This is a genomic window from Streptococcus sp. A34 (assembly GCF_043674115.1).
GTDB lineage: Bacteria > Bacillota > Bacilli > Lactobacillales > Streptococcaceae > Streptococcus > Streptococcus suis_V.
The window spans coordinates 18,484-45,123 of record NZ_JBIMJM010000001.1 but is presented as its reverse complement, the minus strand read 5'-3'; the positions used below and the strand labels follow the sequence as shown (position 1 = coordinate 45,123).

The 26,640-nt window shown below is 45.3% G+C and carries 28 protein-coding genes and 1 tRNA gene; 3 read left to right on the top strand and 26 right to left on the bottom strand.

Features of this window, described 5'->3' with window-relative positions; translation table 11 throughout:
• Nucleotides 1-3: 3 nt before the first annotated feature.
• Nucleotides 4-879 (bottom strand): ribosome small subunit-dependent GTPase A, encoded by an 876-nt coding sequence (gene rsgA, locus ACHBGV_RS00245; RefSeq protein ID WP_394735384.1) that lies wholly within the window; start codon nucleotides 877-879, stop codon nucleotides 4-6.
• A gap of 135 nt (nucleotides 880-1,014) precedes the next feature.
• On the bottom strand, nucleotides 1,015-2,202 hold the full coding sequence (locus tag ACHBGV_RS00240) for a cation:proton antiporter (protein WP_394735383.1): 1,188 nt from the start codon (nucleotides 2,200-2,202) through the stop codon (nucleotides 1,015-1,017).
• Between the two features lie 264 nt (nucleotides 2,203-2,466).
• Between ACHBGV_RS00240 and ACHBGV_RS00235 the strand changes: the two genes are divergently transcribed.
• Nucleotides 2,467-2,548: transfer RNA gene (locus ACHBGV_RS00235), tRNA-Leu, on the top strand.
• A 53-nt stretch (nucleotides 2,549-2,601) separates the two neighbouring features.
• Here the strand turns inward: ACHBGV_RS00235 and ACHBGV_RS00230 are convergent.
• The 10 genes from ACHBGV_RS00230 to ACHBGV_RS00185 all read right to left on the bottom strand — a co-directional run bounded on the left by ACHBGV_RS00230 (nucleotide 2,602) and on the right by ACHBGV_RS00185 (nucleotide 12,173).
• A complete protein-coding gene (locus ACHBGV_RS00230; protein ID WP_394735382.1) occupies nucleotides 2,602-5,034 on the bottom strand; it encodes an LTA synthase family protein in 2,433 nt (810 codons plus the stop codon).
• A gap of 12 nt (nucleotides 5,035-5,046) precedes the next feature.
• Nucleotides 5,047-6,777 carry a hypothetical protein gene (locus ACHBGV_RS00225; RefSeq protein WP_394735381.1) on the bottom strand — a complete coding sequence of 577 codons (1,731 nt, stop codon included), beginning with the start codon at nucleotides 6,775-6,777 and terminating at the stop codon, nucleotides 5,047-5,049.
• A 202-nt stretch (nucleotides 6,778-6,979) separates the two neighbouring features.
• A complete protein-coding gene (gene rsmA / locus ACHBGV_RS00220) occupies nucleotides 6,980-7,852 on the bottom strand; it encodes a 16S rRNA (adenine(1518)-N(6)/adenine(1519)-N(6))-dimethyltransferase RsmA (RefSeq protein ID WP_394735380.1) in 873 nt (290 codons plus the stop codon).
• Between the two features lie 113 nt (nucleotides 7,853-7,965).
• The gene (locus ACHBGV_RS00215) at nucleotides 7,966-8,223 is read right to left on the bottom strand and encodes a Txe/YoeB family addiction module toxin (RefSeq protein ID WP_172059171.1); all 258 of its coding nucleotides are present in this window, start codon (nucleotides 8,221-8,223) and stop codon (nucleotides 7,966-7,968) included.
• 1 nt (nucleotide 8,224) lies between these two features.
• The gene (locus tag ACHBGV_RS00210) at nucleotides 8,225-8,485 is read right to left on the bottom strand and encodes a type II toxin-antitoxin system Phd/YefM family antitoxin (protein ID WP_029693774.1); all 261 of its coding nucleotides are present in this window, start codon (nucleotides 8,483-8,485) and stop codon (nucleotides 8,225-8,227) included.
• 75 nt (nucleotides 8,486-8,560) lie between these two features.
• Nucleotides 8,561-9,016 (bottom strand): 8-oxo-dGTP diphosphatase, encoded by a 456-nt coding sequence (locus tag ACHBGV_RS00205; protein WP_394735379.1) that lies wholly within the window; start codon nucleotides 9,014-9,016, stop codon nucleotides 8,561-8,563.
• 3 nt (nucleotides 9,017-9,019) lie between these two features.
• Entirely contained in the window at nucleotides 9,020-9,388 is a 369-nt protein-coding gene (locus ACHBGV_RS00200) for a hypothetical protein (RefSeq protein WP_394735378.1), read from the bottom strand.
• Nucleotides 9,381-9,971 carry a ribonuclease M5 gene (gene rnmV, locus ACHBGV_RS00195; protein WP_161943339.1) on the bottom strand — a complete coding sequence of 197 codons (591 nt, stop codon included), beginning with the start codon at nucleotides 9,969-9,971 and terminating at the stop codon, nucleotides 9,381-9,383. Before rnmV ends, ACHBGV_RS00200 begins: the two co-directional genes overlap by 8 nt.
• Nucleotides 9,934-10,716 carry a TatD family hydrolase gene (locus ACHBGV_RS00190; protein ID WP_394735425.1) on the bottom strand — a complete coding sequence of 261 codons (783 nt, stop codon included), beginning with the start codon at nucleotides 10,714-10,716 and terminating at the stop codon, nucleotides 9,934-9,936. The genes rnmV and ACHBGV_RS00190 overlap by 38 nt, the downstream gene beginning before the upstream one ends.
• Nucleotides 10,717-10,946: 230 nt before the next feature.
• Nucleotides 10,947-12,173: an ArgE/DapE family deacylase gene (locus tag ACHBGV_RS00185; RefSeq protein ID WP_172079658.1), complete on the bottom strand. Its 1,227-nt coding sequence runs from the start codon at nucleotides 12,171-12,173 to the stop codon at nucleotides 10,947-10,949.
• A 146-nt stretch (nucleotides 12,174-12,319) separates the two neighbouring features.
• On the opposite strand from ACHBGV_RS00185, the gene ACHBGV_RS00180 reads away from it, so the two are divergent.
• Nucleotides 12,320-13,201, top strand: a complete 882-nt coding sequence (locus ACHBGV_RS00180) for a diacylglycerol/lipid kinase family protein (RefSeq protein WP_394735377.1) — start codon at nucleotides 12,320-12,322, stop codon at nucleotides 13,199-13,201.
• 51 nt (nucleotides 13,202-13,252) lie between these two features.
• Here the strand turns inward: ACHBGV_RS00180 and rpmH are convergent, their stop codons facing one another.
• From rpmH to ACHBGV_RS00135, 9 genes are all read right to left on the bottom strand, one after another.
• A complete protein-coding gene (gene rpmH, locus ACHBGV_RS00175) occupies nucleotides 13,253-13,390 on the bottom strand; it encodes a 50S ribosomal protein L34 (RefSeq protein ID WP_018368178.1) in 138 nt (45 codons plus the stop codon).
• A 157-nt stretch (nucleotides 13,391-13,547) separates the two neighbouring features.
• Nucleotides 13,548-14,558 (bottom strand): RNA-binding cell elongation regulator Jag/EloR, encoded by a 1,011-nt coding sequence (jag, locus tag ACHBGV_RS00170; RefSeq protein ID WP_105111055.1) that lies wholly within the window; start codon nucleotides 14,556-14,558, stop codon nucleotides 13,548-13,550.
• A gap of 18 nt (nucleotides 14,559-14,576) precedes the next feature.
• A complete protein-coding gene (locus tag ACHBGV_RS00165; RefSeq protein ID WP_105111056.1) occupies nucleotides 14,577-15,386 on the bottom strand; it encodes a YidC/Oxa1 family membrane protein insertase in 810 nt (269 codons plus the stop codon).
• Nucleotides 15,370-15,729 (bottom strand): ribonuclease P protein component, encoded by a 360-nt coding sequence (gene rnpA / locus ACHBGV_RS00160; RefSeq protein ID WP_105122258.1) that lies wholly within the window; start codon nucleotides 15,727-15,729, stop codon nucleotides 15,370-15,372. Before rnpA ends, ACHBGV_RS00165 begins: the two co-directional genes overlap by 17 nt.
• An 86-nt stretch (nucleotides 15,730-15,815) precedes the next feature.
• Nucleotides 15,816-17,204 (bottom strand): argininosuccinate lyase, encoded by a 1,389-nt coding sequence (gene argH / locus ACHBGV_RS00155; protein ID WP_394735376.1) that lies wholly within the window; start codon nucleotides 17,202-17,204, stop codon nucleotides 15,816-15,818.
• Between the two features lie 6 nt (nucleotides 17,205-17,210).
• Entirely contained in the window at nucleotides 17,211-18,407 is a 1,197-nt protein-coding gene (locus ACHBGV_RS00150; RefSeq protein ID WP_125265882.1) for an argininosuccinate synthase, read from the bottom strand.
• Nucleotides 18,408-18,598: 191 nt separating this feature from the next.
• Nucleotides 18,599-19,147 carry a hypothetical protein gene (locus ACHBGV_RS00145; protein ID WP_024403818.1) on the bottom strand — a complete coding sequence of 183 codons (549 nt, stop codon included), beginning with the start codon at nucleotides 19,145-19,147 and terminating at the stop codon, nucleotides 18,599-18,601.
• 365 nt (nucleotides 19,148-19,512) lie between these two features.
• Nucleotides 19,513-20,040: a transcription repressor NadR gene (locus ACHBGV_RS00140; RefSeq protein WP_394735375.1), complete on the bottom strand. Its 528-nt coding sequence runs from the start codon at nucleotides 20,038-20,040 to the stop codon at nucleotides 19,513-19,515.
• A 107-nt stretch (nucleotides 20,041-20,147) separates the two neighbouring features.
• A complete protein-coding gene (locus ACHBGV_RS00135) occupies nucleotides 20,148-21,023 on the bottom strand; it encodes a VOC family protein (RefSeq protein ID WP_394735374.1) in 876 nt (291 codons plus the stop codon).
• A gap of 120 nt (nucleotides 21,024-21,143) precedes the next feature.
• Between ACHBGV_RS00135 and ACHBGV_RS00130 the strand changes: the two genes are divergently transcribed.
• Complete coding sequence (locus ACHBGV_RS00130) at nucleotides 21,144-21,644, top strand: NUDIX domain-containing protein (protein WP_394735373.1); 501 nt, start codon at nucleotides 21,144-21,146, stop codon at nucleotides 21,642-21,644.
• Nucleotides 21,645-21,697: 53 nt separating this feature from the next.
• On the opposite strand, the gene gltX is transcribed toward ACHBGV_RS00130, so the two are convergent.
• From gltX to ACHBGV_RS00105, 5 genes are all read right to left on the bottom strand, one after another.
• The gene (gene gltX / locus ACHBGV_RS00125; RefSeq protein WP_394735372.1) at nucleotides 21,698-23,152 is read right to left on the bottom strand and encodes a glutamate--tRNA ligase; all 1,455 of its coding nucleotides are present in this window, start codon (nucleotides 23,150-23,152) and stop codon (nucleotides 21,698-21,700) included.
• A 71-nt stretch (nucleotides 23,153-23,223) separates the two neighbouring features.
• Nucleotides 23,224-24,504: an MFS transporter gene (locus tag ACHBGV_RS00120; protein WP_394735371.1), complete on the bottom strand. Its 1,281-nt coding sequence runs from the start codon at nucleotides 24,502-24,504 to the stop codon at nucleotides 23,224-23,226.
• 86 nt (nucleotides 24,505-24,590) lie between these two features.
• Complete coding sequence (locus ACHBGV_RS00115; protein WP_394735370.1) at nucleotides 24,591-25,250, bottom strand: hypothetical protein; 660 nt, start codon at nucleotides 25,248-25,250, stop codon at nucleotides 24,591-24,593.
• Nucleotides 25,251-25,254: 4 nt separating this feature from the next.
• Nucleotides 25,255-25,701: a LytTR family DNA-binding domain-containing protein gene (locus ACHBGV_RS00110; RefSeq protein WP_125265876.1), complete on the bottom strand. Its 447-nt coding sequence runs from the start codon at nucleotides 25,699-25,701 to the stop codon at nucleotides 25,255-25,257.
• A 136-nt stretch (nucleotides 25,702-25,837) separates the two neighbouring features.
• Nucleotides 25,838-26,593: a TIGR00266 family protein gene (locus ACHBGV_RS00105; RefSeq protein WP_394720126.1), complete on the bottom strand. Its 756-nt coding sequence runs from the start codon at nucleotides 26,591-26,593 to the stop codon at nucleotides 25,838-25,840.
• Nucleotides 26,594-26,640: the final 47 nt, after the last annotated feature.

The window sequence follows — 26,640 nt, the reverse complement described above, 5'->3', positions numbered from 1 at the left end:
TTTCTATTTGAATTTCTTACTAACTTTGCTATAGGTTTCGCGCTGATTTTGGATTTCACTCAAAAATTGCAGGTAATTGTCAAAGCGACTTTGGGAAATGGCAAAGCTTTCTACCGCTGCCTTGACTGCACATTCCGGCTCGTGGGTATGAGTACAAGTTCTGAACTTGCAAGCCTGACTGGCCTCCGCAATTTCTGGGAAACAATCCGTCAGAGCCTCTGCCTCCTTGACCTCGTAGTCCAAGGATGAAAAGCCCGGTGTATCCGCAATTTTCCCGCCGAATACATTGTAAAAACTGACCGCACGTGTCGTATGGCGACCGCGACCAAGGCTGTCTGAAATCGCCCCCGTTTCTAAGGCCAAATCTGGCGCAAGGCGATTGAGCAGGGTCGACTTGCCCACACCTGTCTGACCCATAAAGACCGTGACCTTGTCGGTCAAGAGCGGCGTCAGCTCCTCCAAGCTGAAAATGAAGGGATAGCCAATTTTTTCATAGATGGCCTTGAAGGCATCCATTTCCGCATGGTCCTCCAGCAAATCCATCTTGGAAATGTAAACAATCGGTTCCATCTCCTTTTGCTCCAAGAGCACCAAAAAACGGTCTAAGAGATTGGCATTAAAATCCGGCTCCTTGGCCGACATAATCACGACCGCTTGGTCAATATTGACAATGGGTGGCCGCACCAAGCTATTCTTGCGCTCATGGATTTTTAAAATGTAGCCCTCCGACTGCTCCTCAGCCGAAAAGTCCACAAAATCTCCAACGTAGGGCGTCTGGCCTTTCTTGCGAAAATTTCCCCGCGCTCGGGTCTGATAAATCTGTCCATCCGCCTCGACATAGTAAAAACCAGCCAAGGCCTTAATAATTCTTCCTTGCAAACAAGACTCCTTTGGGTATTCTTATAAGTATTATACCAAAATTCCCTAGAAAAAAGGGAATAACAGGTGTTTAACTGCTACTCCCTCATCTAAAAACTGACTCTTTTTATCCATAGTGCGTTTTTCTACTTACGGCTATTTTTCTAGTAATTCTTTGCCAAATCGGTCCAGCGGGATAGCCCCTAGAGGTGCGGTGACTAGAATCCCCAAAACAGCCACAGATAAAATCAATTGCCCAGTAGCCAGACCGGCCGCCAGGGGAATACCACCGATAGCCCCCTGAACAGTTGCCTTGGGCAGATAGGCAATGACACAGAACAGCTTTTCCCGCTTACTAAAGCCATTGCCACTGACGCTAAGCCAGACAGCCAGGGAGCGGATGACCAGGGTCAGAGCAATCAAGCCCAGCGCTGGCAAACCAGCCACTGCAACGTAGGAAATATCCACGATGGCCCTGACCAAGACAAAGAGGAAAATTTCCCCAATGACCCACAAACGGCTAAAGAAACCAGCAAACCCTGCAACCTCAACCGGCAAGGCCTGACGATTGACCACCATGGTCGCCACCAGAATAGCCAACAAGCCTGAGAATGGAAATTGATTGGCATAGCGGGCCTCAATCGTCGCCAACAAGAAGGACAAGCTAAAGAGTAAGAAGTATTGGTAGATAGGAGGAAGACTGTCAGACTGGCGAATTGTTTTCAAGAAACTGGCAAAGGCTAAGCCTGCCAAGACCCCCACTAGCATACTGGTCAGAATAGTCAGTGGTATATTGACCAGGGATAGGACTTGGTAATCCCCCTTCTGAACCAGGCTAAGGAAGGACGTAAACAGGACAATCACCACATCGTCAAAGGTGGCCCCCGCCAGTATCAATTGGGGAATTTTCTTCTGATGGCCAACTTTATTTTCAATCAAGTCCACCATGCGCGGAACAACAACCGCAGGAGATACTGCTGCCATGACACTGCCCATCAGAGCGGCCTCCCCATAGGACAGGTCAAAGAAAAGAGGCGCCAACAGGGTATAGCCGACCAACTCTGCACAGGCTGGCAGGAAGGACATAAGCACGGCTGACCGACCAATGGACTTGAAATCCGATAATTTTATGGTCAAACCTGCCTTTATCAAAATAATAATCAGGGCAATCTTACGAATATCTGCTGAATTATCCAATAAACTCCTATCAATCCAATTCCCAACATAGGGTCCCAGCAGCATACCAACAAGCAGGAAACCAATGATTTTAGACAGACCACCCTTTTGGCATAGCCAAGAAACAGTAACCGCTGCTATACAAATTAAGGCCAAAGACAATAACATAAACCCCCTCATTTCTCCAAGAAAAATTCAAATCTAGATTGGTATAAACTCCCTACACCAAACTATTTGATTAGGAGAAACACATTAGCGCAGGGGTTGATTGTTCAAAAGGCTCGAGGAACCTTTGAAGCTGTGGGGGGCAAACGAACTCTTTCAACTTTCTGAGTTCTGGCCCACTCCCAGTATAAGCCAAATAGAGAAAGATGTAAAGTTGCATTTGCCTCTAGCCAAATGAAGAAAAACGTAGTATAATAGTATCTATAAGCGGAGGTGGTGGAACGGCAGACACGCATGCTTCAGGCGCATGTGCCCATCGGGTGTGAGGGTTCAAATCCCTTCCTCCGCATATCATGATAAAAACTCAAAACCCGAGTCAGACAACTGGCTTGGGTTTTAGTGTTATTCCGTAACCTTAAAGAAATTCTTTTGTTTGAGCAGGTAGCCCTTGCCTGTCGATAGGTCGTACTGGACCATCTTGAGTTCTTCTGCTACCTTGGCATCGCGCTCGGTCAAACCCACTCGGTCCTTGTGGAGGACTTCCGTCAAGAGGGCATAGTAAGGGCTGACCTTGGCATTGGTGGTCTCTAGCATGAGGGCATTCATATCGCTGGAATTGACCAACTCGTAATGACGGTCCTCCGTCTCAAAATTGCTCCAAATGAAGTAATCCGTCTTGTATTGGAGGCTAGGGTCTGTCACAAAAGCTGACTCAGGATAGAGCCCCGGCAGGTGGTCGCCATAGAAGACAACCGTTACCTTTTGATCCAACTGCTTGAGCTGGTCCAAGAAATCGCGGGTCGACTGGTCCGTAAAGGACAAAAGTCTTGCATAGCTGGTCAAATTGGCATTTTCCTCAGCCGTGAAATTGACCCCTGTACCTGTAATGGCAACTGGCTCCTCTGAGTGCCACTGGACATGGTTTTGCATGGTTATAGCCGAGACAAATCGAGGATTACCTGACCGCACCTGCTCCAGTATCAAATCATAGGTCTTCTTGTCGCTGACAAAATTCCCCTGATAATCCTCAGCCGTCACCGCAATAGGATGGGTCGTAGAGTTCAAGGTGTAAAATTGCTCAATCCCCAGCTGCTTGTAGATGGCATTGCGGTTGTAACTGGTATCAAAATAAGGATGGATGGCCACACGCGCCGTGTCCGCATACAAATCACTGATACTTGGCAACTTCTTCATCCGAGGTGCCACATCCAGATAGACAGACGAAATGGACGAATTGTAATTGTAAAAAGGCAAGCCACTGTAAACCTGAAACTCAATATTAGCCGTACCCCCACCATAATGGTCACTCTTCATGAGACCGCTGGTCGTCTGGCTCATAATCTGTTCAATATTTGGCAGGACATTCTGGCTCAAGGTCACACCCGGAATCCGTCTCGGGTCCGCTAGACTCTCGCTGAGAATGTAAATAACGGTCTGGTCGGTCAGCTGATTGGCACGTTCAGCGTTGATTTCCTCTGCCAGCTTTTCATATTTCTTGACGATAGCCTTAATGGTTTTCTCCGAATATCCCTGCGGTTCTTCCATACTGGTCTTACTCAACTGTTGCAGCCAGAGGAAGGATAGCGTGCGATAACGAGCCACGAAAGCATAGCCCTTCCAATCCACGTTCCGCCAATTATTGACCTGGGACAAAATCGGTATCCAACTGGCAATCTTGTGGTCTTTTTCCTTGCGGATAGCAAAGCCCATTCCCACAATCAAGAAAACAATCATGGCAACCGTCACCAAGCGCTTCCAGAAGGTCTTTACAATTGACCCCAGGAAATAGCGCCTGTGAATACGACGATAGAAATAAGCGGCGATGATTAGAAAGACGACTGATACAAGGACAATGCGCAAACTGATGAAGCTGAGAATCATCCCCATATTTCCAATCCACTTGAAATCATTTGGAGTCAGAGGCTCTGACCGGTAGCGGAATTTGAGGAAATTGGCTGTAATCAAGGTCACATTGAGACTGGCAATAACAGCCGCCGACAGGACCTGGCGATTGAGCATTAGGCTGATGATGACGTTGAGCAAAAAGAGACAGCCTATCTGAAAAATAATGGCACCAGGGAAGAGATGGCGGGTAAAATAAGACCCCGTCGCCCCAGCCATAGAGACCTGATAGCCGATATGGGACAGGCTTGCCAGCACCAGACTGATAAAGACCATGCTGTGGACATTGGTCCGATTGGCCTTAAACTCTACAAATGCCTTATGAAGATAGCAGAGAAATATATAGGTCCCTATAAAATGAATAGGCGCAAACAGCGGTGTCTGGCTGAAAAACTCTATGTAAGAACCTTTCTCAACCAAACTCTCATAATGGCTATCTTTCCAATAAGAGATAGCTAGAGGGCTGAGAGAAAGCAAACTGGTCAAGAGCAAATAGCCATCTGGTACCAAGTGATTGGCTGACCACTGGCTTAATTTTTCTCGAATTCCCGTCTTCTTCCGCCATAAAAATGCCAACAATACTGGAAGAGCCAACATCAATAGAAACTCAAATTGAAAGAGATTATTACGGAAAATATTCCAGGGTTGATATTTCTTGGCATTGAGCCGATAGACTAGATTGACAAGATACAGAAAGCCTAGAAAATAGCCGACATACTTGGCAAAGGTTTTGGTCTTGATAAACTGTTCGTACTTATCCAGCAGGACCAAGATATAAAAAGTAAAAATAAGATAGGCAAGCAAGGGCAGGGGGATAAACCAGAGCGGGAAAGATACTCCACTTAGTAATAGAGCCCGACCCATCGCCAGCAAAACGGTCATAATCATAACCAGAATAAATTGCTTGCTTGCCTTTGGATTAATTTGTTTCATAACATTTCTCTCTTAGGAAAGGTTTGATTTTTGGTAAATAAAGATGTAGTACATCGACCAGACTAGCCATCCAGTCAAGCTAATCGCGATAACAGGCAGTAACCACCATTGTTGTTTGTAGGATAGAATTAGGGTATTCTGCCCCGGTTGGCTGGTAACTGTTGGTACACCGATTGTGGAAAGAATCATATCTTCTCTATCTAAAGCGGTATCATTCAAAATAAGCTGACTGTCTTGGTAAACAATAACTGGTACCGCAGTTTCTTCTGCTTCTGACGCCGTCCAAGTCACCACCAGCTGATTACCATCAACTTCTTTGACAAAATCTTGATTTGGTAAAATCACTTGGTCACGATAGGTAAAATAGGTATTATCCGACTCTTCGTTGGTCAGATGTCCAGTCTTTTCTGATAAATCTGGTACATAGTCCGGCGTGGATTTCTGAGCAATGTGGATAAATTCGCCCAAGTCTTTAGAATGGAAAGAAGCTCGTAACTCTTCCGTCGTGCCATACAAGGTCGTATGAATTCGTTTTTGCAGGAAGGTCTCGCTATAGTAATGTCCATTGATTTCCTTAAAACTTTCATTCCAGAGGAAACCGACCGAAACAAGCAAAGAAATAACAGTCAAACCAGAGAAAATTTTCTGCATTTTTTCTGACAAGCCAGATACTTGTAGCCCTACCACTCCTAATAACAAGGCATTGGCATAGAGGAAGAAACGGAAAGGAAATTGGATCAACTCAACTAAGTCAATCCCCTTGCCAGCTACTAATTGCCAAGGGAAGAGGTTGGTTGACAAAATTAAAAATACTGCGTAGGTAAGAGCAAGGCCAGCCAGAACCAGCGATTGTTTCTTCCAATTTTTCACCAAGAAATAGAAATAAATTCCAAAGAAAATTGGCAATGGATATGGATAGTAGAGAAAGGCTGTTTTCAGCCATGTGACAGTATTTTGAACAAATTTCTTGTTAACAAATGGTGGCACCAAAGTGTTGGTCGCGTTGATATAAACCAGTGGCAACCAGATATTGATGGTCAGGAGCAGGAAAATCCCTACCGACAGGGCTACTTGCCCAATAATCTTCCATTTTTGGTCTGATTTCCACCAACCAATGAAAAAGAGAATGCCATAGGCAATAACCAAGAACAAGGTCGATAGCATATGGACCTGTAACATAAGACCCACAGCTCCTGCCATGAGGAATATCGGTACTTTTTTAGTCTGTAAGAAACGAACCGCAGGAATCAAACAAAGCGGAAAGAGAGCCACTCCCCAGCTGGTAAATCCTTGGGTTGCCCACCAATACTGAATGGAGTAGGTCGTCACAAAGAACATAGATAAGAGAATGGAATGAGTATATTTGACCTTGACCTCACGCATGAGGAAATAGAGGGAGGTTGCACTCAGAGTTCCCAAGAAAAGATTGGATAAAATCTGATAGCGGAACCAGGTCCCACTTAAAAGAACTAGCGCCCCCTGTAAATAGGCAAAATAAGGTCCATAGAGAGCATTGACAATCCGTCCTGACTGCTGGTAGCCATACAAACTGATGATATAGGAGAAATTCCCCTCCTTCATCTGCATAGCCGCATCATAGAAACGATTGTAGTGGAAAATCAAGTCCGCACCTGTCACCATGCCCTTAGTGAGCAAGTGGGGAACCAATAATAATAAAGAAAAGCCCACAAATAGGCCCAGGGCTACTAAATGGGGATGCTTTTTTAGCATAGTTTTTAACATATCGATACCTTCATAAAAAAAGAGGGAAATCCTCTCTTGTTTTTGTAAATATTCTGCCAATTTGCAGACAATATTTTTCAAAAGTTAGTCACTTTTCAGTATAGCAAGCTTTCCACCCACTGTCAACGAACAAGGCAAATAGGGAAACAATTTTCCATTAAAATAAATATTGATTGCAGATTTCTCCGCAATCAATACTTGCTTATAAACCGACTTCCCGGAGGCTGTCAGATAGACGCGCGAAGTCTGCCATGGAAAGGGCTTCTCCACGGACACTGGCTTCCAGCTCTGCCATGCCAAGTGCCTGCGTCAGCTTATCCTTGACCTCTTCGGACTTGCCGAAATGGTTGGTCAGGTTGTTCCACAGGGTCTTGCGGCGGTGAACAAAGCTGGCCTTGGACACACGGAAGAAGAAATCTTCATCTTTGACACTCACCAGGGGTTGGTCACGACGGACCATTTTGAGAATGGCGGAATCCACGTTTGGAGCGGGCACAAAGACAGTGCGAGGCACGATGAAGGCCACCTTGGCAGTCATGTAGTACTGGACCGCAATGGACAGGCTACCGTAGGCCTTGGTGTTTGGCTCGGCAGAGATGCGGTCGGCCACCTCCCGCTGCATCATGACCACGAACTCGCTGAAGGGAATCTTGCTCTCAATCAGGTGCATGAGGATGGGGGTAGTGATGTAGTAGGGCAGGTTGGCCACAACCTTGATGGGTAGGTCAGGATTCTTGAAATTCTGAATCTGGGTCTGCAGGTCGGTCTTTAGGATATCTTGGTTGACCACAGTCACATTGTCAAAGCGACCCAAGGTATCCGCCAAAATCGGAATCAGGCGGTCGTCAATTTCAAAGGCCATGACTTCGGCGGCACTCTCCGCCAAAAACTCGGTCAAGGCCCCGATTCCAGGCCCGATTTCGATGACATTGACATTCTGGTCAATCTCAGCCGTATCTACAATCTTCTGTAAAATATTGGTATCGGTCAAAAAGTTCTGACCGAAGGATTTCTTAAAGGTAAACCCGTGGCGTTCCAGGACGGCGCGGGTAACGTTTTTGTCTGCGATTCTCATGTGTGTTCTTTCTTGTTTTTTATTTCTAGACAAGCTTCAGATAGACAGCGAGGTAACAAAATCAATTTTAGTCAGTCTGATTATCTACATCTTTTATCTTTTTTCCTCAACCCTCACCTATAATGGTCCTTTAGAGACAAGATATACAATTGGTCTGCTTCTAGCATATAAATCAAGCGATTCTCCGCATCAATCCTTCTTGACCAGGCACCTTGATAGTCATACTTCAAAGGTTCTGGCTTGGCAATGCCTTCAAAAGGATGTCGCTGCATATCCTTGATAATCTTATTGATTCTCTTCAGTGTTTTCTTATCCTGACCTTGCCAATAAAGATAGTCTTCCCAGGCGTCGTCTGTAAAATGGATTCCCATATTAGTCCGCCTCTATCAGATTGCGTTCTTGGGTTTGCCCCGCTTTGACTTGAGCCATACCACGCAAGACTTTCTGAGATAGGTAGGCATTCCGAGCAACAGCGAGGGTTTCTTGTAAGCTATCCCACTCGCTCTTTGAGAGTACAACAATATCTTCCTCTGGATTTTTATTAACCACGACCAAAGGCTCAAACTCGTCATTGACCTTTTTCATATAGTCCTTTAAGTGGTTTCGAAAATGGGAATATACAATAGCTTCCATAAGCAATACCTCTCATCATTTCTAGGCTTACTATAGCATAGAAAAAAAGAGTTGTCAAACTTATTGTACAACTCTTTAGCGATTCTCCACCTTCCACGCGCCATCTTCAAACCAGTAAAAATTCTCCGTCAGTTGTGGATGTTCAAAGATTTCCAACATGGATTCAAAACCGTCAGCAAGTTGGAGATTCTTCAATTCTGCACGGTCAATCCAGAAGACCTCCCCCTCATCTGAAGTTTGGATAGAGCCTGAAAAATGGCTGGTTTTGTAGCAAAATACCAGATAGCGATAGTGGTCAGTAGGGTCCGTCCAGTTTTGAATGCCACAGAGTTCGAGGTTGAATACAGTCAAGCCCGTTTCTTCTTTGACCTCACGAATGACGGAGGAAATAATACTCTCGCCACGTTCGACATGGCCACCCGGAAACGTGACTCCCGGCCACTTCTCTGACTTCCTATTCTGGACCAATACCTGCTGACCGTCTGTAATCATACACATATTGGTTAGGATGATTTGCTCTCGTCTAGACATTCCCTATCTCCCCAAATCATCAAAATAATAGAGATTCAAAAATTCTTCCTCAGTAACAGGACGTTCAAAATTGTAAAACCAGCGATAGACTTCCACGGCTGGTCCATCAAACTCTACCCTGTCGTCCATTTCTAGCACACCGGCAATATGAAACAAACGGCTCTGCTTCCAAATACCTTCCGCATTGACATAGCCATCTTCAACTGAACCACGCAAATAGTCAGCTAGTTTGTTCTTATCAACCTGCTCATCCTCCCAAACAAGGACATTAGCCGGCAGCAAGTAGGTCACTTCTTCATAAGATGAGTAATTCTCATAAGTTGGCTCAAACTCGTTTTTTACCAAGCACTTAACAGCGTAAACTCTATCCATGATAGCTCACCATACACTCCTCAACTTCCGCCAAGCTTATCCCAAACAGTTCCAAGCGTTTGAGGAGTTGCTTACCATTGCAGTAGCCGATGCGGAGCTTTTCTCCCAGATACTCCCTCCGCTTGCGACTGTCTCCGCCCATAAGGAGCCCTAGGCGCATTAGATCTGACTTGGTGATGTCAAAGTTATGTTCATCATCATAGTAGCCACGAACGCCTGCGAGGGCCTTTTCCAAGTCCTCAAAGCTGGCGTGCTCAATGCCCAAGGACCGCCCTTTTGTCTTAGATTTAGGTGTAGCCTCGTCCCGCTGTAAGAAGGCGTGTTTGACCGTGGGAATGGCCTGCATAATGATCTTTCGAATCCGCTCCCCATTGTAGTCTGGGTCGGTAAAGACAATGACTCCCCGCAGGTCATGGAGTTTCTCGATGCGTTCCAAGTCATCGTCTGATATGGCAGAGCCTCTGGTTTCGTAGGTATCCACCTCATAAAACCGCTTCAAGTTTGCCGTATCGTCCTTTCCCTCGACAACGAGGACTTCTTGTATCTTAATTTTCTGTGTCAATTCTGAACAAGCTCCTTGCATTCTCGTAGGTCGCTCTCGCCACCTCTTCGACCGATTGGTTGCGAAGCTGGGCCAGCATATCCACCACATATCTAGTGTAGCCGGTGCGATTTTCCCGACCACGCTTGGGAACTGGGGCCAGGTAGGGCGCATCCGTCTCGACCAGGATTTTTTCTAGGGGCAATGCTTGCGCCGCTTCCTGAAGTTCGACAGCTTTCTTGAAGGTCACCACTCCCGAGAATGAGATGTGCATACCCAGGTCCATGAAAGCTTGAGCCTCCTCCAGAGTGCCAGAGAAGGAATGCATGATGCCTCCGCGTGGACCGACACCGACTTCCCTGATGATCTGGTAAGTATCTTCCAGAGCGTCGCGAGTATGAACCACAAAGGGTAAGTCCAACTGCTTGGCCAGCTCCATCTGTCGCTTGAAAACACGAGCCTGGGTTTCCTTATCCGCCGTCATCCAGTAGTAGTCCAGCCCAATCTCCCCCAGGGCAATGACCTTGGGATGTTTAAGAGCCCTGAGTAAATAACGTTCAACTTCTTCATCATAGGTCCCAGCCTCTGTCGGATGCCAGCCCAATGTCAGATAGATTTCGGGATGCTGATCTGCTAGTTCCATAGCCTTGTCAATGGTTGCTCGGTCAAAACCGACAACGTTGTGGAGGGTGACCCCCATTTCCTTAGCAAAGTCTAATTCTTCTTGGACCCGACCGTCAAACTGCTCGACGTTGAGGTGGGTGTGGGTATCAAAAATTTCTATCATCATACTTCTCTTTCTTTTCTACTATTATACCATAAGCCACCTCTGTCTTTGGCTGAGAAAAAGCACCGAACCCTGTCCGATGCTTTCTTTTATGGTCATTCTTCAAGCTGGCCGTCCTTAAATCCTGTGAGACCTTTTCTGTCTCTAGTATATTATATTTTTGAATAGAGTATGAACAGATGACCCCGATAACAGTTTTATCTTTCATCAGTATCCGGCAAACATTCCAATTATGAAAGATAGTCAGATAGAATGGCTTGATAAATCGCAATAAAATCCCAGTACTGCTCCACCGGTAAACGTTCATCAATCTTGTGATTGAGCATGGGAATGCCTGGGCCATAGACGGCCACGTCAAACGTTTTCTCCGACAGAGTAAATTGGGCTGCATCGGTTGTTCCCGACACCGCTAGAGGGACTAAGGTGGTTGGCAGATCGTTTTGTCCTGACAGGTCACCTCCTAAAACCTCTTCCATCTGCTTCAACTGGGCAGGAACCTGTAAACTAGGAAACTGCTGCTGTACTTTCAAAATAGACTGAATGAGTGGAGAATTCTTATCACTAACAACTGGTTTTTGATCAGCAGTCACCTCTATACTTAAATCAAATCCTTCTTGCTCATTCAGCTCTTCAATCACTTCCTTGACTGTTCGAATTACGTCTTGGTTATCAAAAGCAGGGATTGTCCTGGCATTAGCTTCAAAACTTGCCCAATCGGGAATAGAATTCACCTGTTGCCCCCCTGTTACCACCGTAATATTATGAAAGGTTTGACCCAACTCTGGATCAGTATGCTTTGTTGCTTCTTGTGCAATAGCTTCTGATATCTTCAGCATAGCATGATTGAGGTGCTCAATGGCATTGTTCCCGAGTTCTGGCATGGAAGAATGGGCTGCCGTACCCTTGGAAGTGACCTTGTAGTTCAACGAGCCTTTATGAGCATAAATAATCCCAATATTACAAGGTTCTCCAATTAGCATACCATCTAAATCATCCACATAGCCCAGCTTCGTTAGCTGCTTGGAACCATATTCTCCAACTTCTTCACCAACAGTCGCCAACAATCGAATGGTCCCTGAATAGTCTTGTGATTCATGGAGGGCAACCATAGCCAGAACAAGAGCTGCAAGACCCGACTTCATATCTGAAGCTCCCCGTCCCCAAAGAATCTTGTTTTCATCAACGAAACCTGAAAAAGGAGAATGGGTCCAATCCTCGGCATTTCCAGCACTGACAACATCCAAATGACCAGTTAGACCCAATTTTTTCCCAGGCCCATTTGAAATTTCCGCTACTAAACTGGCACGTCTTGGCGCAAATTCCACTAACTCGCTCTCGATGCCATGAGCAGATAAAAACTCTTGAATATAGCGAGCCAGTTCTTCTTCATTGTCATTTTCTGTATTAATCTGTATCATGTCCTGTAACAATTGGACTGCTTCTTCTTTTGTTACCATATCGATTCCTCCTTATAATATCCTAGTATATCACTTTTAATTGTTTTTTGATATATTGAATTCACGTGACAAGGAGCTTCCTTTTGCAATCACAGCCTAAATACCTTATAATATAGAGGTAAGTTGTATTTTGAAAGGAGACTCGCATGAAAAAAGCTTTATTAGTAGTGAATCCTAGTTCTGGTGGGGAACGTGCCCTGGAGTTTAGAGACTTGGCCCAGGCCAAATTGGAGGAATATTTTAACCAAGTCCTTATAAAAGAAACTCAAAAAGGCGGAGATGCTTGCCAATTCGTCAAGGAGGCTGCGCAAGAAGGTTTTGACAGTGTCTTTGTCATGGGCGGAGATGGGACAGTTAACGAGGGCATCAATGGTCTGGCTAAGGAAGAATATCGACCGAATTTTGGATTTTTCCCACTAGGTACGGTCAACGACTTAGCGCGAGCCTTGGGAATTCCCCTTGATCCAGCGCAAGCTATTAAACAATTTGATCCAAACCGTAAGCGCCCTCTTGATATTGGCCAGGTCAACGATAGCTACTTTATGAATGTCGTGGCAATCGGCGCTATTCCACAAGCTATCAATAATGTTGATCCAGATGAGAAAACCCGCTATGGGAAGATGGCCTATTTCATCAATGGCTTCAAGGAATTGATAAACAACCAACGCTATGAGTTTCAGATTCAATTAGACGGTGAGACTAAGGAAATTGCCTCGACAACCATCCTGATTGGACTGACTAATTCCATTGGTGGGTTTGAAACCCTTCTTCCAGATGCCAAGGTAGATGACGGCCTTTTACACCTGCTCTATCTGAAAGATAGCCACTTCTTAAATACGGTATCTGCCATTCCTCAGCTGATGGGCGGCGTCACAGAAGAAAGTAATAGCCTGGGTTATGCAACCTTCAAGGAAGGGGAAATCAAACTTCTCGATGGGGACCTACAAATCAACATTGATGGAGACGAGGGAGATCGTCTTCCTATTCGTATCTCGGTCCTTCCATCTCACCTATCTGTTTATTATTAAAAAAGAAAAAACCAGCAGACTCGAGTTTCTGCTGGTTTTACATTCGACTTCTTATGCCACTGCAAGCACTTTACGTCCTTTACGACGACGAGCTGCTAAGACACGACGGCCGTTTTTGGTTGACATACGGTTACGGAATCCGTGTTTACGAGCACGACGGATTTTACTTGGTTGAAAAGTACGTTTCACGATGAATACCTCCTCTTAGATTCTTGTATTCGTTTAGCCGGCTAGTTTTGATCAGTTACTAAACATACCAAACTATTTTATAAGAATTCTGACTGTTTGTCAAGGCATTTTGACCTATTTTCAGTAAGGAGTGTGAAAAAAAGAGGCTAAACCTCTTTTAATCGTTGTGTCCTTCAATGTCCACGACCACATAGCGGTTAGGCTCGCTACCTTCAGAATAGCTGGTCAAGCCGTCCATTTTGGAAATAATCCGGTGGATAATCTTGCGCTCACTGCTAGACATCGGATCTGTGTGATAGGCCTCTTGTTCTGCCAGGACCCGCTCCGCCAATTTTTGAGCGTAGCCTTGCAAGACTTCTGCACGATGTTCCACATAGTCATTAACATTGATATTGATGTAGAAATTGCGCTCATAGCGGTTGTAGAGGAAGTTCTGCGCCAACAATTGCAACGCCTTCAAGACCTTGCCGTGGTAGCCGATTACGCGACCAGGCTCATTTGTATCAACCTGAATGTTGATGGTACGGCGGTTATGGCTGGTCTCGATCCGTGCCTCAACGTCCATGTCATCCAAGATTTCCTGCACGTAAGCTGATACTTCTGCCACCACCTGCTCAATGTCATGCTGGTACTCGATTTTAATGTCTAAGTCGGAAAACTCTTCCGATTTTGAAACAGGCTCTGTCTCCTCAGTAGCCTCAGGAGTTTCAACAACTTCTTCAATTGTCTCTTCTGCAGTGGCCGGTTGCAGGAGTTCTTCTGGCAAAATTTCGATACGACCTGTTTCTTCTAAAATCGTAGTCGCTTCTTTTTCATTTTTCAGAATCTGAGCCTTGATATCATCCTCTAAGACCTCACCAGACTTTTCGTATTCCTTAACAGCGGCAACAACCTTACCAAGGTCAATCGTCGCTTCTGATACGCTTTTCACTGGCTCGTTTTGCTCGTTGATTTCATCTGGAACGCCACGAACAGCCTTCTGGTTAGCCTTGACAACCGTTGTTTCATTGATAACATCAATATCGACGACCGCTGGTTTCTTACCAAAACCAAGGAAACCTTTTTTCTCACGAGCAACGACAGTAATATGTGCCTTCTTACGAGGGATATTTAATTCTGCCAAACCATTTTGGATGGCTTCTTCAACATTTGCACCTGTAAATTTCATCTTTTCTCTCCTACTATCCTATTTCTTTTTCTGGGCTTTTTTCTGAGCTTTCCTGATTTTAGCCTGGCGCGCTTTCTCTGCATCAATCTTAGCTTGACGCTCTGCTATGATTTTAAAAGGATTATTGAAAATCAAGGTTTGAACGACTTGGTAGGCGTTGGACACGGTCCAATAAAGGGCAACCCCGCTAGCTGACGTCACCGCAAAGAAGAAAATGAGAAACGGCATGACGTACATCATCACGGTCAGAGCACCATTTTTCTCTGGCGCAGCCTTATTGGTCAACCAGGTACTAAGGAAGGTGAAGACCGCAGCCAGAATCGGCAAAATAAAGTACGGGTCCGGCTGACCCAAGTTCATCCAGAGAAACTGGCCAACCTTGAGAGCATCCACCTTAGTCAGGGCTTGGAAAAGAGCCAAAAGAATGGGCATCTGGATCAAAAGCGGTATAAAGGATGACCCCATGCTGACGCCGTTTTCTTTGTAAAGACGCTGGGTCGCTTCAGCCAATAATTGGCGGCTTTCCATATCCTTGCCTGGATAGCGTTCCTGCAACTCTCTCAGCTGCGGCTGAATTTCCTGCATCTTGCGAGAGGATTTTGCCTGAATCTGAAAGAGTGGCAACAATAAGGTCCGAATCAAGATAGTGAAAAGGATAATCCCAATACCGATATGACCATTGATAGACAAGAATTGGATGATGCTGGCAAACCACTCAATGAGTGAATCCCAGGCACCCGAAGATTGGTTGCTGGCTTGATTTCCACAGGCCGCTAACACGACAAGGGACAGGGTCAAGAGGCCCGCCCATTTAATTTTCTTTTTCAATCTCAACACCTTCCTGGTAGAGTTTCGCAAGTTTCAAAACATGGAGCAGATTCTTCTTGATTTCTTGGTAGGTCAATTCCTCCACACCCTTACGGGCAATGATAACAAAATCCTCTGCCTGTATATCCTCTTTCAATTCAAGCAGAACATGCCGCAGGCGACGCTTGATTTTATTGCGTGTGACGGCATTTCCTAACTTCTTGCTGACAGATAAACCTACACGAAAATGCTCTTTTTGATTGGCTAAACGGTAGACCACAAAGCGTCGATTGGCAACATTGTGTCCCTTGGAAAAAATATCATTGAAATCTCGTTCGCGCTTGACACGGTAGCTTTTTCTCAAACTGTCACTCCATCTTTCAAAATTACCTCTATTATACCATAAAATTCAAAAAAGCCAATAAACATCACGTTTAGAGGCATTTTTCATTATTTATCTGGGTTTAATTCTGCTGTCGCTTGCTGAATTTGGTGTTGAACTGACTCAAATCCTGTCCCACCCAGTGAGGTTCTGCGTTCCACCGCTGTACGAGATTGCAGGGCCTGGTAGATGTCCTCCTCAATCAAGTCCGTCACTTCTTGGTAACGTTCCAGCGGAATATCCTGCAAGTAGTGACCAGCCTTGGTGCATTCCAAGACTAGCTTGCCGACCACTTCATGGGCCTGGCGGAAAGGCATTCCCTTGCTGGCCAAGTAGTCTGCCAGCTCAGTCGCATTGGAGAAGTCTTTCTCAGTTGAAACAGCCATTCTATCCTTGTGAACGGTCATGGATTCCAGCATACCGGCCAGAATGTCAATGGCAACTGTAATGGTCTCCGCCGTGTCAAACATGCCCTCTTTATCTTCCTGTAGGTCTTTGTTGTAGGCCAATGGCAGAGCCTTCATGACGGTCAGTAAACCAACCAAATTGCCCACTACCCGACCCGATTTTCCTCTGATCAACTCTGCCATATCAGGATTTTTCTTCTGCGGCATGATAGAGGAACCTGTTGAGAAGGTGTCTGATAGGGTGACAAATTGGTACTCGTGGGAACACCAGTTGATGATTTCCTCGCATAAACGAGAAGCATGCATCATGAGAATAGAGCTATTGGACAAAAATTCCAAGATGAAATCACGGTCAGACACCGCATCCAATGAATTGCTGTAAGGTTTGGCAAAGCCCATCAAATCAGAAGTCAGTTGACGGTCAATGGGAAAAGTAGTTCCTGCAAGGGCCGCTGCGCCCAGCGGTGACATGTCCGCATGCTGGATATTGAAAGTAAAGCGCTCGCTGTCACGGGTGAACATTTGATAGTAGGCCATGAGATGGTGACCAAAAGAAATGGGTTGGGCATGCTGCAAGTGCGTATAGCCCGGCATAACGGTCTCCACATGTTCCTCAGCCAAATGGACCAAGACCTGACGTAGATTGGCCAATTTCTCAATCACCTCATGGAGCTTGTCCTTGAGATAGAGGTGCATGTCTGTCGCGACCTGGTCATTCCGTGAACGAGCCGTGTGGAGCTTGCCAGCCACTGGACCGATTTTTTCCGTCAAGAGCGATTCCATGTTCATGTGGATGTCTTCGTTGGTCACGTCGAATTCCAGCTGACCAGTCTCATACTCAGCCAAAAGCTCTTCCAGACCAGCCTTGATAGTGTCTGCTTCAGCCTGCTCAATGATACCTGTCTGACCCAGCATGGTCACATGGGCAATGGATCCTTGAATATCAAACTTGGCTAGTTTCTGGTCGAAGCGGATAGAGGCACCAAATTCCTCTACCCAGGCCTCCAAGCTGGCCTCAAAACGACCGCCCCATAATTTCTTTTCCATCAAAATCTCCTATTGGTTTTGGTGATGTACTTCCGCATTTACCTTGGTTGGCAAGCCCCAGAGCTTGATAAAGCCGACTGCTGCTGCCTGGTCAAAGGTATCTGCACTTGTGTAGGTTGCAAGATTTTCATCATAGAGTGAGTTTGGTGATTTTCTAGCAACGACTTGAGCTGTACCCTTGAACAATTTAACCTTGGCAGTACCGTTTACCACTGACTGGGTTTGTTTCAAATAAGCCTTCAAGGCATCTGTCGCTGGATTGAACCACAAACCGTTATAAATCAAGTTTGACAATTCATTGGAAATGATTGGTTTGAAATGAGCTACTTCACGAACCAGGGTCAAATCTTCAATTTCCTTATGAGCTGTCAAGAGGGTAATGGCACCTGGGCACTCGTAGATTTCACGCGACTTGATACCCACCAAACGATTCTCAACGTGGTCGATACGACCAACACCATGGGCGCCCGCAATCACATTGAGTTTCTGAATCAAATTAGCCAGGCTCAGCTCTTCTCCATTGACGGCAACAGGTACACCAGCCTTAAATTCGATTTCGACATATTCAGGCGTATCTGGTGCCTTTTCTGGAGCAGTCGTGATACCGAATGCATCTTCTGGCGCCTCGTTCCATGGATTTTCCAAGACACCACACTCATTGGCACGACCCCAAAGGTTTTGGTCGATTGAGTAAGGGCTGTCCAAATTAGCTGGAACCGGCACACCATTTTCCTTGGCAAAGATAATCTCTTCCTCACGAGACCAGTGCCATTCACGAACCGGAGCCACAACCTTCAAGTTTGGATCCAGGGCAGCGATTGCCACCTCAAAACGAACCTGGTCATTTCCCTTACCGGTACAACCGTGGGCAATAGTCGTCGCGCCAGTCTGGTGGGCAATTTCAACCAGTTTTTTAGAAATCAAAGGACGGCTGAGAGCGGATACCAATGGGTATTTTTGCTCATAGTAGGCTTGAGCTTGGAGGGCAGGAAGCACGTAGTCATAGGCAAACTCTTCCTTAACATCGATAACATGGGACTCAACCGCACCGATCGACAAGGCCTTGTCATGGATAAATTCCAAATCCTTACCCTCACCCACGTCCATGCAGACAGCGACAACATCATAATCCTTCTTCAACCATGCAATAGCAACCGAAGTATCTAAACCACCTGAATAGGCTAGGATTAATTTTTCTTTCGTCATAAACATTCTCATTTCTATTTAAATTAGCAAATAAAACTTAGTGACTATTATAGTGTATATTTATACTTTTTGCAACATATTTATACACATTTTTTAAAAAAATTGAATAAATCTCGTACATTTACAGAAAAAACAAGAAAAAGCCAGAGATTTTTCTCCGACTTCTAGACTATATTTTATCTCAACTCACATTAAGGTTGATAAATTTTCCGTTCTTTCAAGATTTTCCAAAAATAATATGCCAAACTAAAATCGAGCAATCCATGAAGTGCAGAACCTAGACCAACTAAGCCAAGCATAGTCATCCAATAAGTATCTGAAGTCTGCCCGCCCGAAGTCAGGGCCATAACCACAATATACTCCCCTAAGCCATGAAGTAGATTGAGACCAATCCCTAATAGGAAGAAACGCTTGGTGTCCATAAAACTTGGAAATCGTTTTATTAAAAAAGCTCCCAGAGTAAGAAAAATCAAGTGAGTTAATGCACGAAATACGATGACAATAGGAAATCCTGCTAAAAAGAAGCCTAGACTGGAGCCCAATGCTACCAATATGGCCGTTGCTGGTGAAATAAACATTGCAATAAACAACGGAATATGACTAGCAAGTGTGTAGGATGCTGGACCAATAACAATTTTAATCGGCATCATTAAAGGTATTAAAATGGCAAATGCGGTTAAAATTGCACTAATTGATAGCTGCTTGACGGAACTTTTAGATGATAGTGTTAATTGGGACATAAGGAACCTCTCTTTCTATAGGTTCGATTATAAACCAAAACATTACAGGTGTCAAGACACCTGTAATGTTGAGTTTGTAGACAAAGTCTCTTTTCAGACTTTCCTGAGGTGATGTCGGACGGTAGCGACTTCCTTCGGAATTCCATACCTAGCCTTTGAGCCTAAGGTCTCACAGGCTCCGAATGCTTGAAACGACAACGTTTCAAGCATTTTCATCACAGCGGAAAGTCCCGGCTTAGGGCTCGCTCCGCTTGCAAAATAAATCAAATTTTTATTTCTTCTTAGCGGAGCTACTAAGTTTATTTATACAAAAGCTAGTTTGTCTACGTTCTGAACATTACAGGTGTCAAGACACCTGTAATGTTTTATTGATTTTCTAGCAAAATTCCTGCAGCCTTTAATACCAAAGAAAGTTCTTGGTAGGCTTGAGCCGAGGGAAATGAGACAGTATGAGTATGAACTCCTTCTGTTAAATTACTCAATAGTACTCCTTTATAATGACTCAAATCATCTAAAAAACGGTCCCGATCTTCAAAACTGGTAATATTTAGTTTGCCAGATAATAGACCATAAATAGGATGTTCAATTTCGACATCAAGGATTTGAGCTCCTCCCTCTAATAGGATAGTCAACTCTTTTTCAACATCTTCTGGTCCATGTTGACAAGCTATTTTACGAATATAAGCTCCTTCAAGAGGCGCCAGAGAAGACTGCAGTAGGTAGCCTCTCGGAGTCGCCAAAACCAGATCCCCCTCTGCTCGAAGCAGGGCTATATCTCCCACAATCACCTGACGGCTCACTCCAAATTCTTTTGCTAGGTAATTCGCTGAAAGTGGTTGAGATGTTTCCTGTAAAAGTGATAAAATGTGCTTTCGTCTTTCTATTGCTTTCATGTGGTCTCCCCTCTACTTTCTTTCATTATACCAAAAACCGAGCCAATTCATTCATTCTTGTCTAATAGAAAAAACAGAAACTGCTATCCAGTTCCTGCCAATCTTGACTAATTTAATATCGTTTGAATAGTTGCGAAATCTAGACGTTTCATGGTCAACACTGCAGCATTCACAGCCTTAATCTGTTCTGGGCTAGCCGTATCGTATGCTTCCATCAACATACGCGGTACAATCTGCCAAGAAATCCCAAACTGGTCCTTGACCCAACCGCACATTTCCGCCTCTGGCACCGCGGACAGGAGGTCATAATAGAAATTGAGCTCATCCTGACTATCCACATAGACCATGAGCGAGAAGGCTTCGTTGAATGAAGCTTCGCCACCGTAGCCGTGGTCCATGACAATCAATTTCTGTCCAGCGACAAGAAGTTCTGCATAATTCAGTTTAGCAGCCTCAACAGCAGCTTCCCCTTCACCGTAGTAGGAAAGTTGACCGACACTAGCCTGAGGGAGCTTGTCCTTGTAGTAGTCTAACATAGGCTGGGACAAACCAACCTGTTCCTGCGAGAAGAGCAGGCAGATGTCAAACTGATAAGGCTTGTCCAAGTCAGGTGCATAAGACAGTTGCCAAGACAGACCAAAGCGGTCTTCCAGCCAGACATAGTAAGGGCTGAAGGGATATTCTGCCAATGGCATAAGCACACGACCACCGTCTGATAGCGCCTCATAAAGACGGCTTACGTCGTCCTTACTAGCTACATTTACCATGAGGGACATAGACTCATTGAGTTTGAAATAAGGCCCTGCACTAATAGCTGCCAGGGTCATGTCCCCCAGTTGGAATTGGACCAAATCAGAGTCGCCAGAAGGCGTATCCGTAATGGTATAGGCCCAGTCAATCTTGCCTCCGAAAAGGTCCACATAGAACTCTACAGCTTCTTTTGCCTCTGTATTGTACCAGAGATGTGGGATTATGGTTTGCATTGATTTCTCCTTTGAGTTAGTAGCCCCAGTATAACACTTGTCCGTACAAAAACAAAGCCTGTTGCTTTGCACTTTTAGATGTGCTATACTGAATAACTACAAAATTGACAGGAGAATGAAATGGAAATCTGGAACGCCTACACAGCCGACGGTCAGCTGACCGACCACACTCTCACACGCGGAGAATCCATTCCCCACGGCCTCTACCACCTAGTCGTCGAGTGCATCATCCGCCACCGCGACGGCAGCACTCTCTTCATGAAACGCGACAGCACCAAACCCTCCTACCCTGACTATTACGAAGCGACAGCAGGGGGTTCGGCTTTATTTGGGGAAATAGCAGAGCAGGCTATTTTACGCGAAGTCCGCGAAGAGACAGGCATTGAGCTGACAGCTGATCAGCTCCGCCACCATACACACTTTGTCGCCCATGACGACCAGTGCATTTTCCACTGCTACTGGGCCGAAACCAATTGGGACAAAGCTGCTATCCAACTGCAAGTCGAAGAAACCAGCAACTACATCTGGGTCCCGCAGGAAAAACTGAAAGATTTCCTAGAAACAGAGCTAGTCATTCCAAGGCAGAAGGACTATGTGGAGAGGCTATTTTTAGAAAGCTAAATTCCCCTAACAGACAAATCCCCACCGCCATATGACAGTGGGGATTATTTGTATTACAAACTCTTCAACATATTCTCAATATGCTGGATAGATTTTTCACGGCCGAGCAGGTAAATGGTATTTGGCAACTCTGGTCCGTGCATTTCGCCTGAGACAGCGATACGAATTGGCATGAAGAGGTTTTTGCCCTTGATGCCTGTTTCTTTTTGAACAGCCTTGATTTGCGGGAAGATATTATCTGGTTGGAAATCTTCGTCCGTCATAGCTTCCAATTTTTCCTTGAGGGCGTTGAGAACAGTTGGAACTGTTTCGCCTGCCATGACTTCTTTTTCCTCGTCTGTCAATTCTGGGAAATCAGAGAAGAAAAGGTCTGTCAAACCAACGATTTCATCCGCAGATGACATCTGTGGCTTGTAGAGTTCCACCAATTTTTCTGCCTTGTCTGTCAAGCGACCAGCCTCTTCCAAGAATGGTTTAGCAAGGTTGAAAATGGTCTCCAAATCAGCTTTTTTGATGTATTCATTGCCCATCCAAGCCAACTTTTTCGGATCAAAGGAAGCAGGAGACTTGCTGAGGCGTTTTTCGTCAAAGAGTTGGATAATCTCCTCTTTGGAGAAGATTTCTTCCTCACCACCAGGAGTCCAACCCAAAAGCGTGATAAAGTTGAAAACAGCTTCTGGCAGATAGCCTTTTTTGCGGTAATCTTCGATAAAGGCAAGAGTATTGGTGTCACGTTTGGACAACTTTTTACCCGTTGCAGAGTTGATAATCAAGGTCATGTGGGCAAATTCTGGAGCTTCCCAGCCTAGTGCTTCATAGACCATGAGTTGCTTAGGTGTGTTGGCGATATGGTCATCTCCGCGGATAACGTGCGAGATTTCCATCAGATGATCATCGATCACCACTGCAAAGTTATAGGTTGGGTAACCGTCACGTTTCTGGATAACCCAGTCACCACCAATGTTGCCACCTTCGAACTCGATTTGACCCTTAACCATGTCATTCCACTTGTAGATACCAGCTTCATTGACAGCCAAGCGTACAGTTGGGACAATGCCAGCCGCCTCACGCTCTGCGATATAGGCAGTTTTTTCATCCTCAGACATGCCCAGGTATTCATTGATATAGCGAGGTGTTTCACCTGCAGCTTCCTGACGCTCACGCTCCGCCGCCAACTCTTCTTCGGTCACGTAAGACTTGTAGGCCTTTCCTGAAGCCAAGAGCTCATCGACATACTTCTGGTAAATATCCAAACGCTCAGACTGGCGGTATTGCTCATGGGTTTCTGGACTCTCATCCCAGTCAATACCCAACCAACGCAGGTTTTCCAGCTGAGAACGCTCTCCGTCTTCCACATGGCGTTTGCGGTCTGTGTCCTCGATACGAATAAGGAAAGTACCGCCATGATGACGGGCAAAAAGATAGTTAAACAATGCTGTACGAGCATTTCCGATATGCAAAAGTCCCGTTGGACTTGGTGCGTAACGCACGCGAATTGGTTTAGTCATGTTTCTCTCCTGTAAAATTTCAATCAAGAACATTATAGCATAGATGCCCCGCAGATAACAGAAAAATCAGCCTAAGCAGACTGATTTTGAGGTGTTTTTTGGTTGCGTGCCAGCCAGTAGAGGACATAGAGGACTAACAAACCAGTAGCTGTTAGGAAAAGACCGCTAATCTGATCGACAGCCAATACCAAGACCAAACCTGAAACAAGTAGTCGGACAAAGGCCTGACCCAGCATAAAGTAGGTCGATACTGCACCGCCGATAGTTGCCAGTTGCTCCTCTGGCATGGAGTTGACAAACTTGGCATTAAACTTAGGACCGCTGGCACCAAAGCTAATTCCCATTGTAGTAAGGAAGAAGAAAATAATTGGCAGTTGATGTAGCAACATTCCGACAAACACGCCAAGAAGAGAGAAGGTGGCTGCCACTTCCAGCGTCACCATGCTGGTCTTTTTGAAGAGAGTAAAGACCAATGTCGAACCCAAGATATTGCCAACAAAGAAGATCAAAATGGTCAGGGCAAGGGTTGTTTCAACATTGAGGAAGACAAGGCCTGGGTCTTCGCTAATCAAGAGGACCAGAATAGGATAAAGGATAGCTCCGCAGGCATTGATAAGAGGGCTGGTAATCAGGACCAGACGGAACTCGGGAATCTTGCGCAGCTCCACGATGGCTTGCTTGAAGGAAGCTAGAATGCCTGGTCTCTTGGTTTTTTGCTCAGTCTGGCTCGGCTGCTCTACTATTTTCAAAGGCTGCTCCGTCAGGAGTTTGCGAAAGACTGGCGTCAGCAGCTGCATGATGAGGAGGGCGGCTAAAAAGGTGCCGGCGTTGAGAAAGGCCAGGTTTTGGTAGGAGAGGAGGCCGACCAAGAGGGCAGAGAGGGCCTGAAAGGCGATGTTGAGGAGGCTGGTCACGGTCTGGCGAAAGGCCGAGTACTGCTCCCGCTCTTCTTTGGGTGCTACGCGTAATCCCAGAGGTGTATAGAGGCCGTTTTCATAGAAGCCAGCGAAGTCTGCAAAGACATTGAAAGTTGCAGCCACCACGACAATCCAGAGGGCTGGCTCAAAGCCCATGCAGAATCCGAGGATGAGGTAAAGAAGAACACGAAAGAGAAGGGTCAGCTTGATAGTACCGATTTTGTTGACCGTCTTGTCTGCCAGATAGCCTGTAAAGAGCCCCATAAAGCTAGGGAAGATTTCCGAGAAGGTCACGATTGCCAGAGCCAGACGACTGTTGGGCACCAGCAAAACATAGTTCATCAAGGCCAGGTAATAAACCACATCGCCAAAATTGGACAACATATCCGCAGTCAGTACCCATAGGTAAGTAGCATTTTTCAAAATCTTTTTCATGATAATCCCTTTCTTTTGGTTAATTTTCGGAATATTCTGACTCTTTGTCCTGCAGAGGAGCCTGAATAGACTGCTCTCTGTTCACTCTAGGTGTAATAGATATTCAAAGTGGAGAAGGCCATATCTCCTGTGATATGTAGCATCTTTTCTCCTATACCAGTTGCATAGTTATTGACAGCAGACATAGAACTGTCTAGCTCCACGACCGCCTGCCAATTTGCCGGCAGATAAAGATTAACTGATGAGAAAGCTGCATCTATATGAAATTCAGCCTTATCTCCCAGAATAACCGCCTGATCAAAATAAACCATACTGGAGCCAAAGGCCACTTCCACACTATCATAGGTAAAATTTTCCTCATGAATGTAGCGAGTAGAGGAGCCAAAAGCTATTTCCCGACCCTTATCACCAATCACTCCTGTACCAACTCCATGAGCTGGTCTGCGCTTCTTGGGTTTAAAAATCAGTTTCAAGCCAAGGCAGAGCAGAACAAGTGACAGAACCATGTTCCAGGTCCCGAACTTCACCCAATCATAAACTGAGTTCACCGCTATAAAAGCTAGACCGAAACAAAAGATACTGGCAAGCCAATCCAGCTTCACCAAGCGGTGAAAACCAGTCACAAAGGTTAAAACAAACCAGACTGTTGTCCAAAATGGCAGAGCCAAATGCAAACCTAGTGAATCCCTAAATAGGACCAAGACTGCTAGGACTAGCAGGGCAATCCCTAAACCATATTTTTTCATCTCTCTACCTCACTTCTCGTAACTTTTCTTTTAATAAATGATAATAATGCCGCGACACATGGACTTCCTTGTGGGTCTGATAGAAGGAAATCCGACTAGTTCCTGAAAAGGATTTATCCAGCGAATAAACGGCCTTGCTATTGGCAATAGTTGACTTGGAAACCCGACAAAAATAAGCAGGGAGGCAGTCTTCCAGTTCATAGAGTTTCATCTTGACTTCATAGGCATCATCCCTGGTATGTCCCATCAGCTTGGTTCCATCCGTTTCAAAAAAGAGCAAGTCTTCCAATTTCAAGAAATACTCACTGGTTCCTTTGTAAAAGACAAGCGAGGGACGGCTAACCTGTTGCAAAGCCTGCTGGATGCGTTCCAACTCTGGTCCTAGTTGGCTACTTCTGATAATCACTTCGACTTGTTCTAAGCTGTCATCTAATTCAATCCGAACTTTCATACGACCTCCCTTTCATTTGATATACCTATTATATCAGGCTATGGTGTGAAGGCAAGGGCTTTTCAGTAAGTGGTAAAAAATGCCTGGTAAGTGGTGATGAAGGACAAGTAAAAAACCAGCCGCAGCTGGTTGAGTCTTAAAAAATCGCATCGAGCAAGGAAGTGCTACCACCACCGCCATCGCCACCTGTAACAATATGGCTGCCGATGACTTGGGCAAATGTTTCAATATTCAAACTTTGCACATAGATTTCACCATAACCTGAGAAGGTATTGACAATCCCTTCACCAGTACCGATAGATTGAAGAAAGCCATTTTCTAGATGAATATCATAATTGAGGTCACGGCTCCATGCAACTACATGGGCGTTGTCAATGGTGATGCTGCCACCTGTTAGCTCGATCTTCTTGATAGAACCAAAGGCATTTGCCAAAAGTGTACCCTCGCCTTCTGTAGTCATGACAAAGAGTCCGCCTTGGCCACCAAAGAAGGCACGGCCCACACTTTGGCGTTCCATCTTATATTGAGCAGAACCATCCAAAGCCAGAAAGGCACCATCATTGAGGCGGTATTGTTTGGCACCCAGCTCTAGAGCAATAACCTGACCAGGTGTGGACGGCGCCAGGGCGATTTTCCCGTCATAGCTATTAGATACAGCCTGGGTGATAAACATAGACTCACCCGACACCATGGAGCGACCGATAGCTCCCAGCAACTTACCGAATCCTGAACCACCGCGGGCATTGAGCTTAGTATTTAAGGTCACACTGGGTGTATGGTAAACCATGCTCCCCTGTTGAATATAAGCCGACTCTCCAGCCTCTAAGGCAATTTCCACCAAAGGAAATTGCATATTGCTATCAATTGTGTATTTCATACGATTATCAGACATGAGAGGACTCCTTTGTTTCTTTGTATTATTTTTATAAAACAATTCTA

Excerpts from the sequence above, each read along its gene's own strand:
- ACHBGV_RS00240 (WP_394735383.1), bottom strand. The coding sequence starts at position 2,202 with ATGTTATTGTCTTTGGCCTTAATTTGTATAGCAGCGGTTACTGTTTCT.
- ACHBGV_RS00230 (WP_394735382.1), bottom strand. The coding sequence starts at position 5,034 with ATGAAACAAATTAATCCAAAGGCAAGCAAGCAATTTATTCTGGTTATG.
- ACHBGV_RS00225 (WP_394735381.1), bottom strand. The coding sequence starts at position 6,777 with ATGTTAAAAACTATGCTAAAAAAGCATCCCCATTTAGTAGCCCTGGGC.
- rsmA (WP_394735380.1), bottom strand. The coding sequence starts at position 7,852 with ATGAGAATCGCAGACAAAAACGTTACCCGCGCCGTCCTGGAACGCCAC.
- ACHBGV_RS00215 (WP_172059171.1), bottom strand. The coding sequence starts at position 8,223 with ATGGGAATCCATTTTACAGACGACGCCTGGGAAGACTATCTTTATTGG.
- ACHBGV_RS00210 (WP_029693774.1), bottom strand. The coding sequence starts at position 8,485 with ATGGAAGCTATTGTATATTCCCATTTTCGAAACCACTTAAAGGACTAT.
- ACHBGV_RS00205 (WP_394735379.1), bottom strand. The coding sequence starts at position 9,016 with ATGTCTAGACGAGAGCAAATCATCCTAACCAATATGTGTATGATTACA.
- ACHBGV_RS00200 (WP_394735378.1), bottom strand. The coding sequence starts at position 9,388 with ATGGATAGAGTTTACGCTGTTAAGTGCTTGGTAAAAAACGAGTTTGAG.
- rnmV (WP_161943339.1), bottom strand. The coding sequence starts at position 9,971 with ATGCAAGGAGCTTGTTCAGAATTGACACAGAAAATTAAGATACAAGAA.
- ACHBGV_RS00190 (WP_394735425.1), bottom strand. The coding sequence starts at position 10,716 with ATGATAGAAATTTTTGATACCCACACCCACCTCAACGTCGAGCAGTTT.
- ACHBGV_RS00185 (WP_172079658.1), bottom strand. The coding sequence starts at position 12,173 with ATGGTAACAAAAGAAGAAGCAGTCCAATTGTTACAGGACATGATACAG.
- ACHBGV_RS00180 (WP_394735377.1), top strand. The coding sequence starts at position 12,320 with ATGAAAAAAGCTTTATTAGTAGTGAATCCTAGTTCTGGTGGGGAACGT.
- jag (WP_105111055.1), bottom strand. The coding sequence starts at position 14,558 with ATGAAATTTACAGGTGCAAATGTTGAAGAAGCCATCCAAAATGGTTTG.
- ACHBGV_RS00150 (WP_125265882.1), bottom strand. The coding sequence starts at position 18,407 with ATGACGAAAGAAAAATTAATCCTAGCCTATTCAGGTGGTTTAGATACT.
- ACHBGV_RS00145 (WP_024403818.1), bottom strand. The coding sequence starts at position 19,147 with ATGTCCCAATTAACACTATCATCTAAAAGTTCCGTCAAGCAGCTATCA.
- ACHBGV_RS00140 (WP_394735375.1), bottom strand. The coding sequence starts at position 20,040 with ATGAAAGCAATAGAAAGACGAAAGCACATTTTATCACTTTTACAGGAA.
- ACHBGV_RS00135 (WP_394735374.1), bottom strand. The coding sequence starts at position 21,023 with ATGCAAACCATAATCCCACATCTCTGGTACAATACAGAGGCAAAAGAA.
- ACHBGV_RS00130 (WP_394735373.1), top strand. The coding sequence starts at position 21,144 with ATGGAAATCTGGAACGCCTACACAGCCGACGGTCAGCTGACCGACCAC.
- gltX (WP_394735372.1), bottom strand. The coding sequence starts at position 23,152 with ATGACTAAACCAATTCGCGTGCGTTACGCACCAAGTCCAACGGGACTT.
- ACHBGV_RS00120 (WP_394735371.1), bottom strand. The coding sequence starts at position 24,504 with ATGAAAAAGATTTTGAAAAATGCTACTTACCTATGGGTACTGACTGCG.
- ACHBGV_RS00115 (WP_394735370.1), bottom strand. The coding sequence starts at position 25,250 with ATGAAAAAATATGGTTTAGGGATTGCCCTGCTAGTCCTAGCAGTCTTG.
- ACHBGV_RS00110 (WP_125265876.1), bottom strand. The coding sequence starts at position 25,701 with ATGAAAGTTCGGATTGAATTAGATGACAGCTTAGAACAAGTCGAAGTG.
- ACHBGV_RS00105 (WP_394720126.1), bottom strand. The coding sequence starts at position 26,593 with ATGTCTGATAATCGTATGAAATACACAATTGATAGCAATATGCAATTT.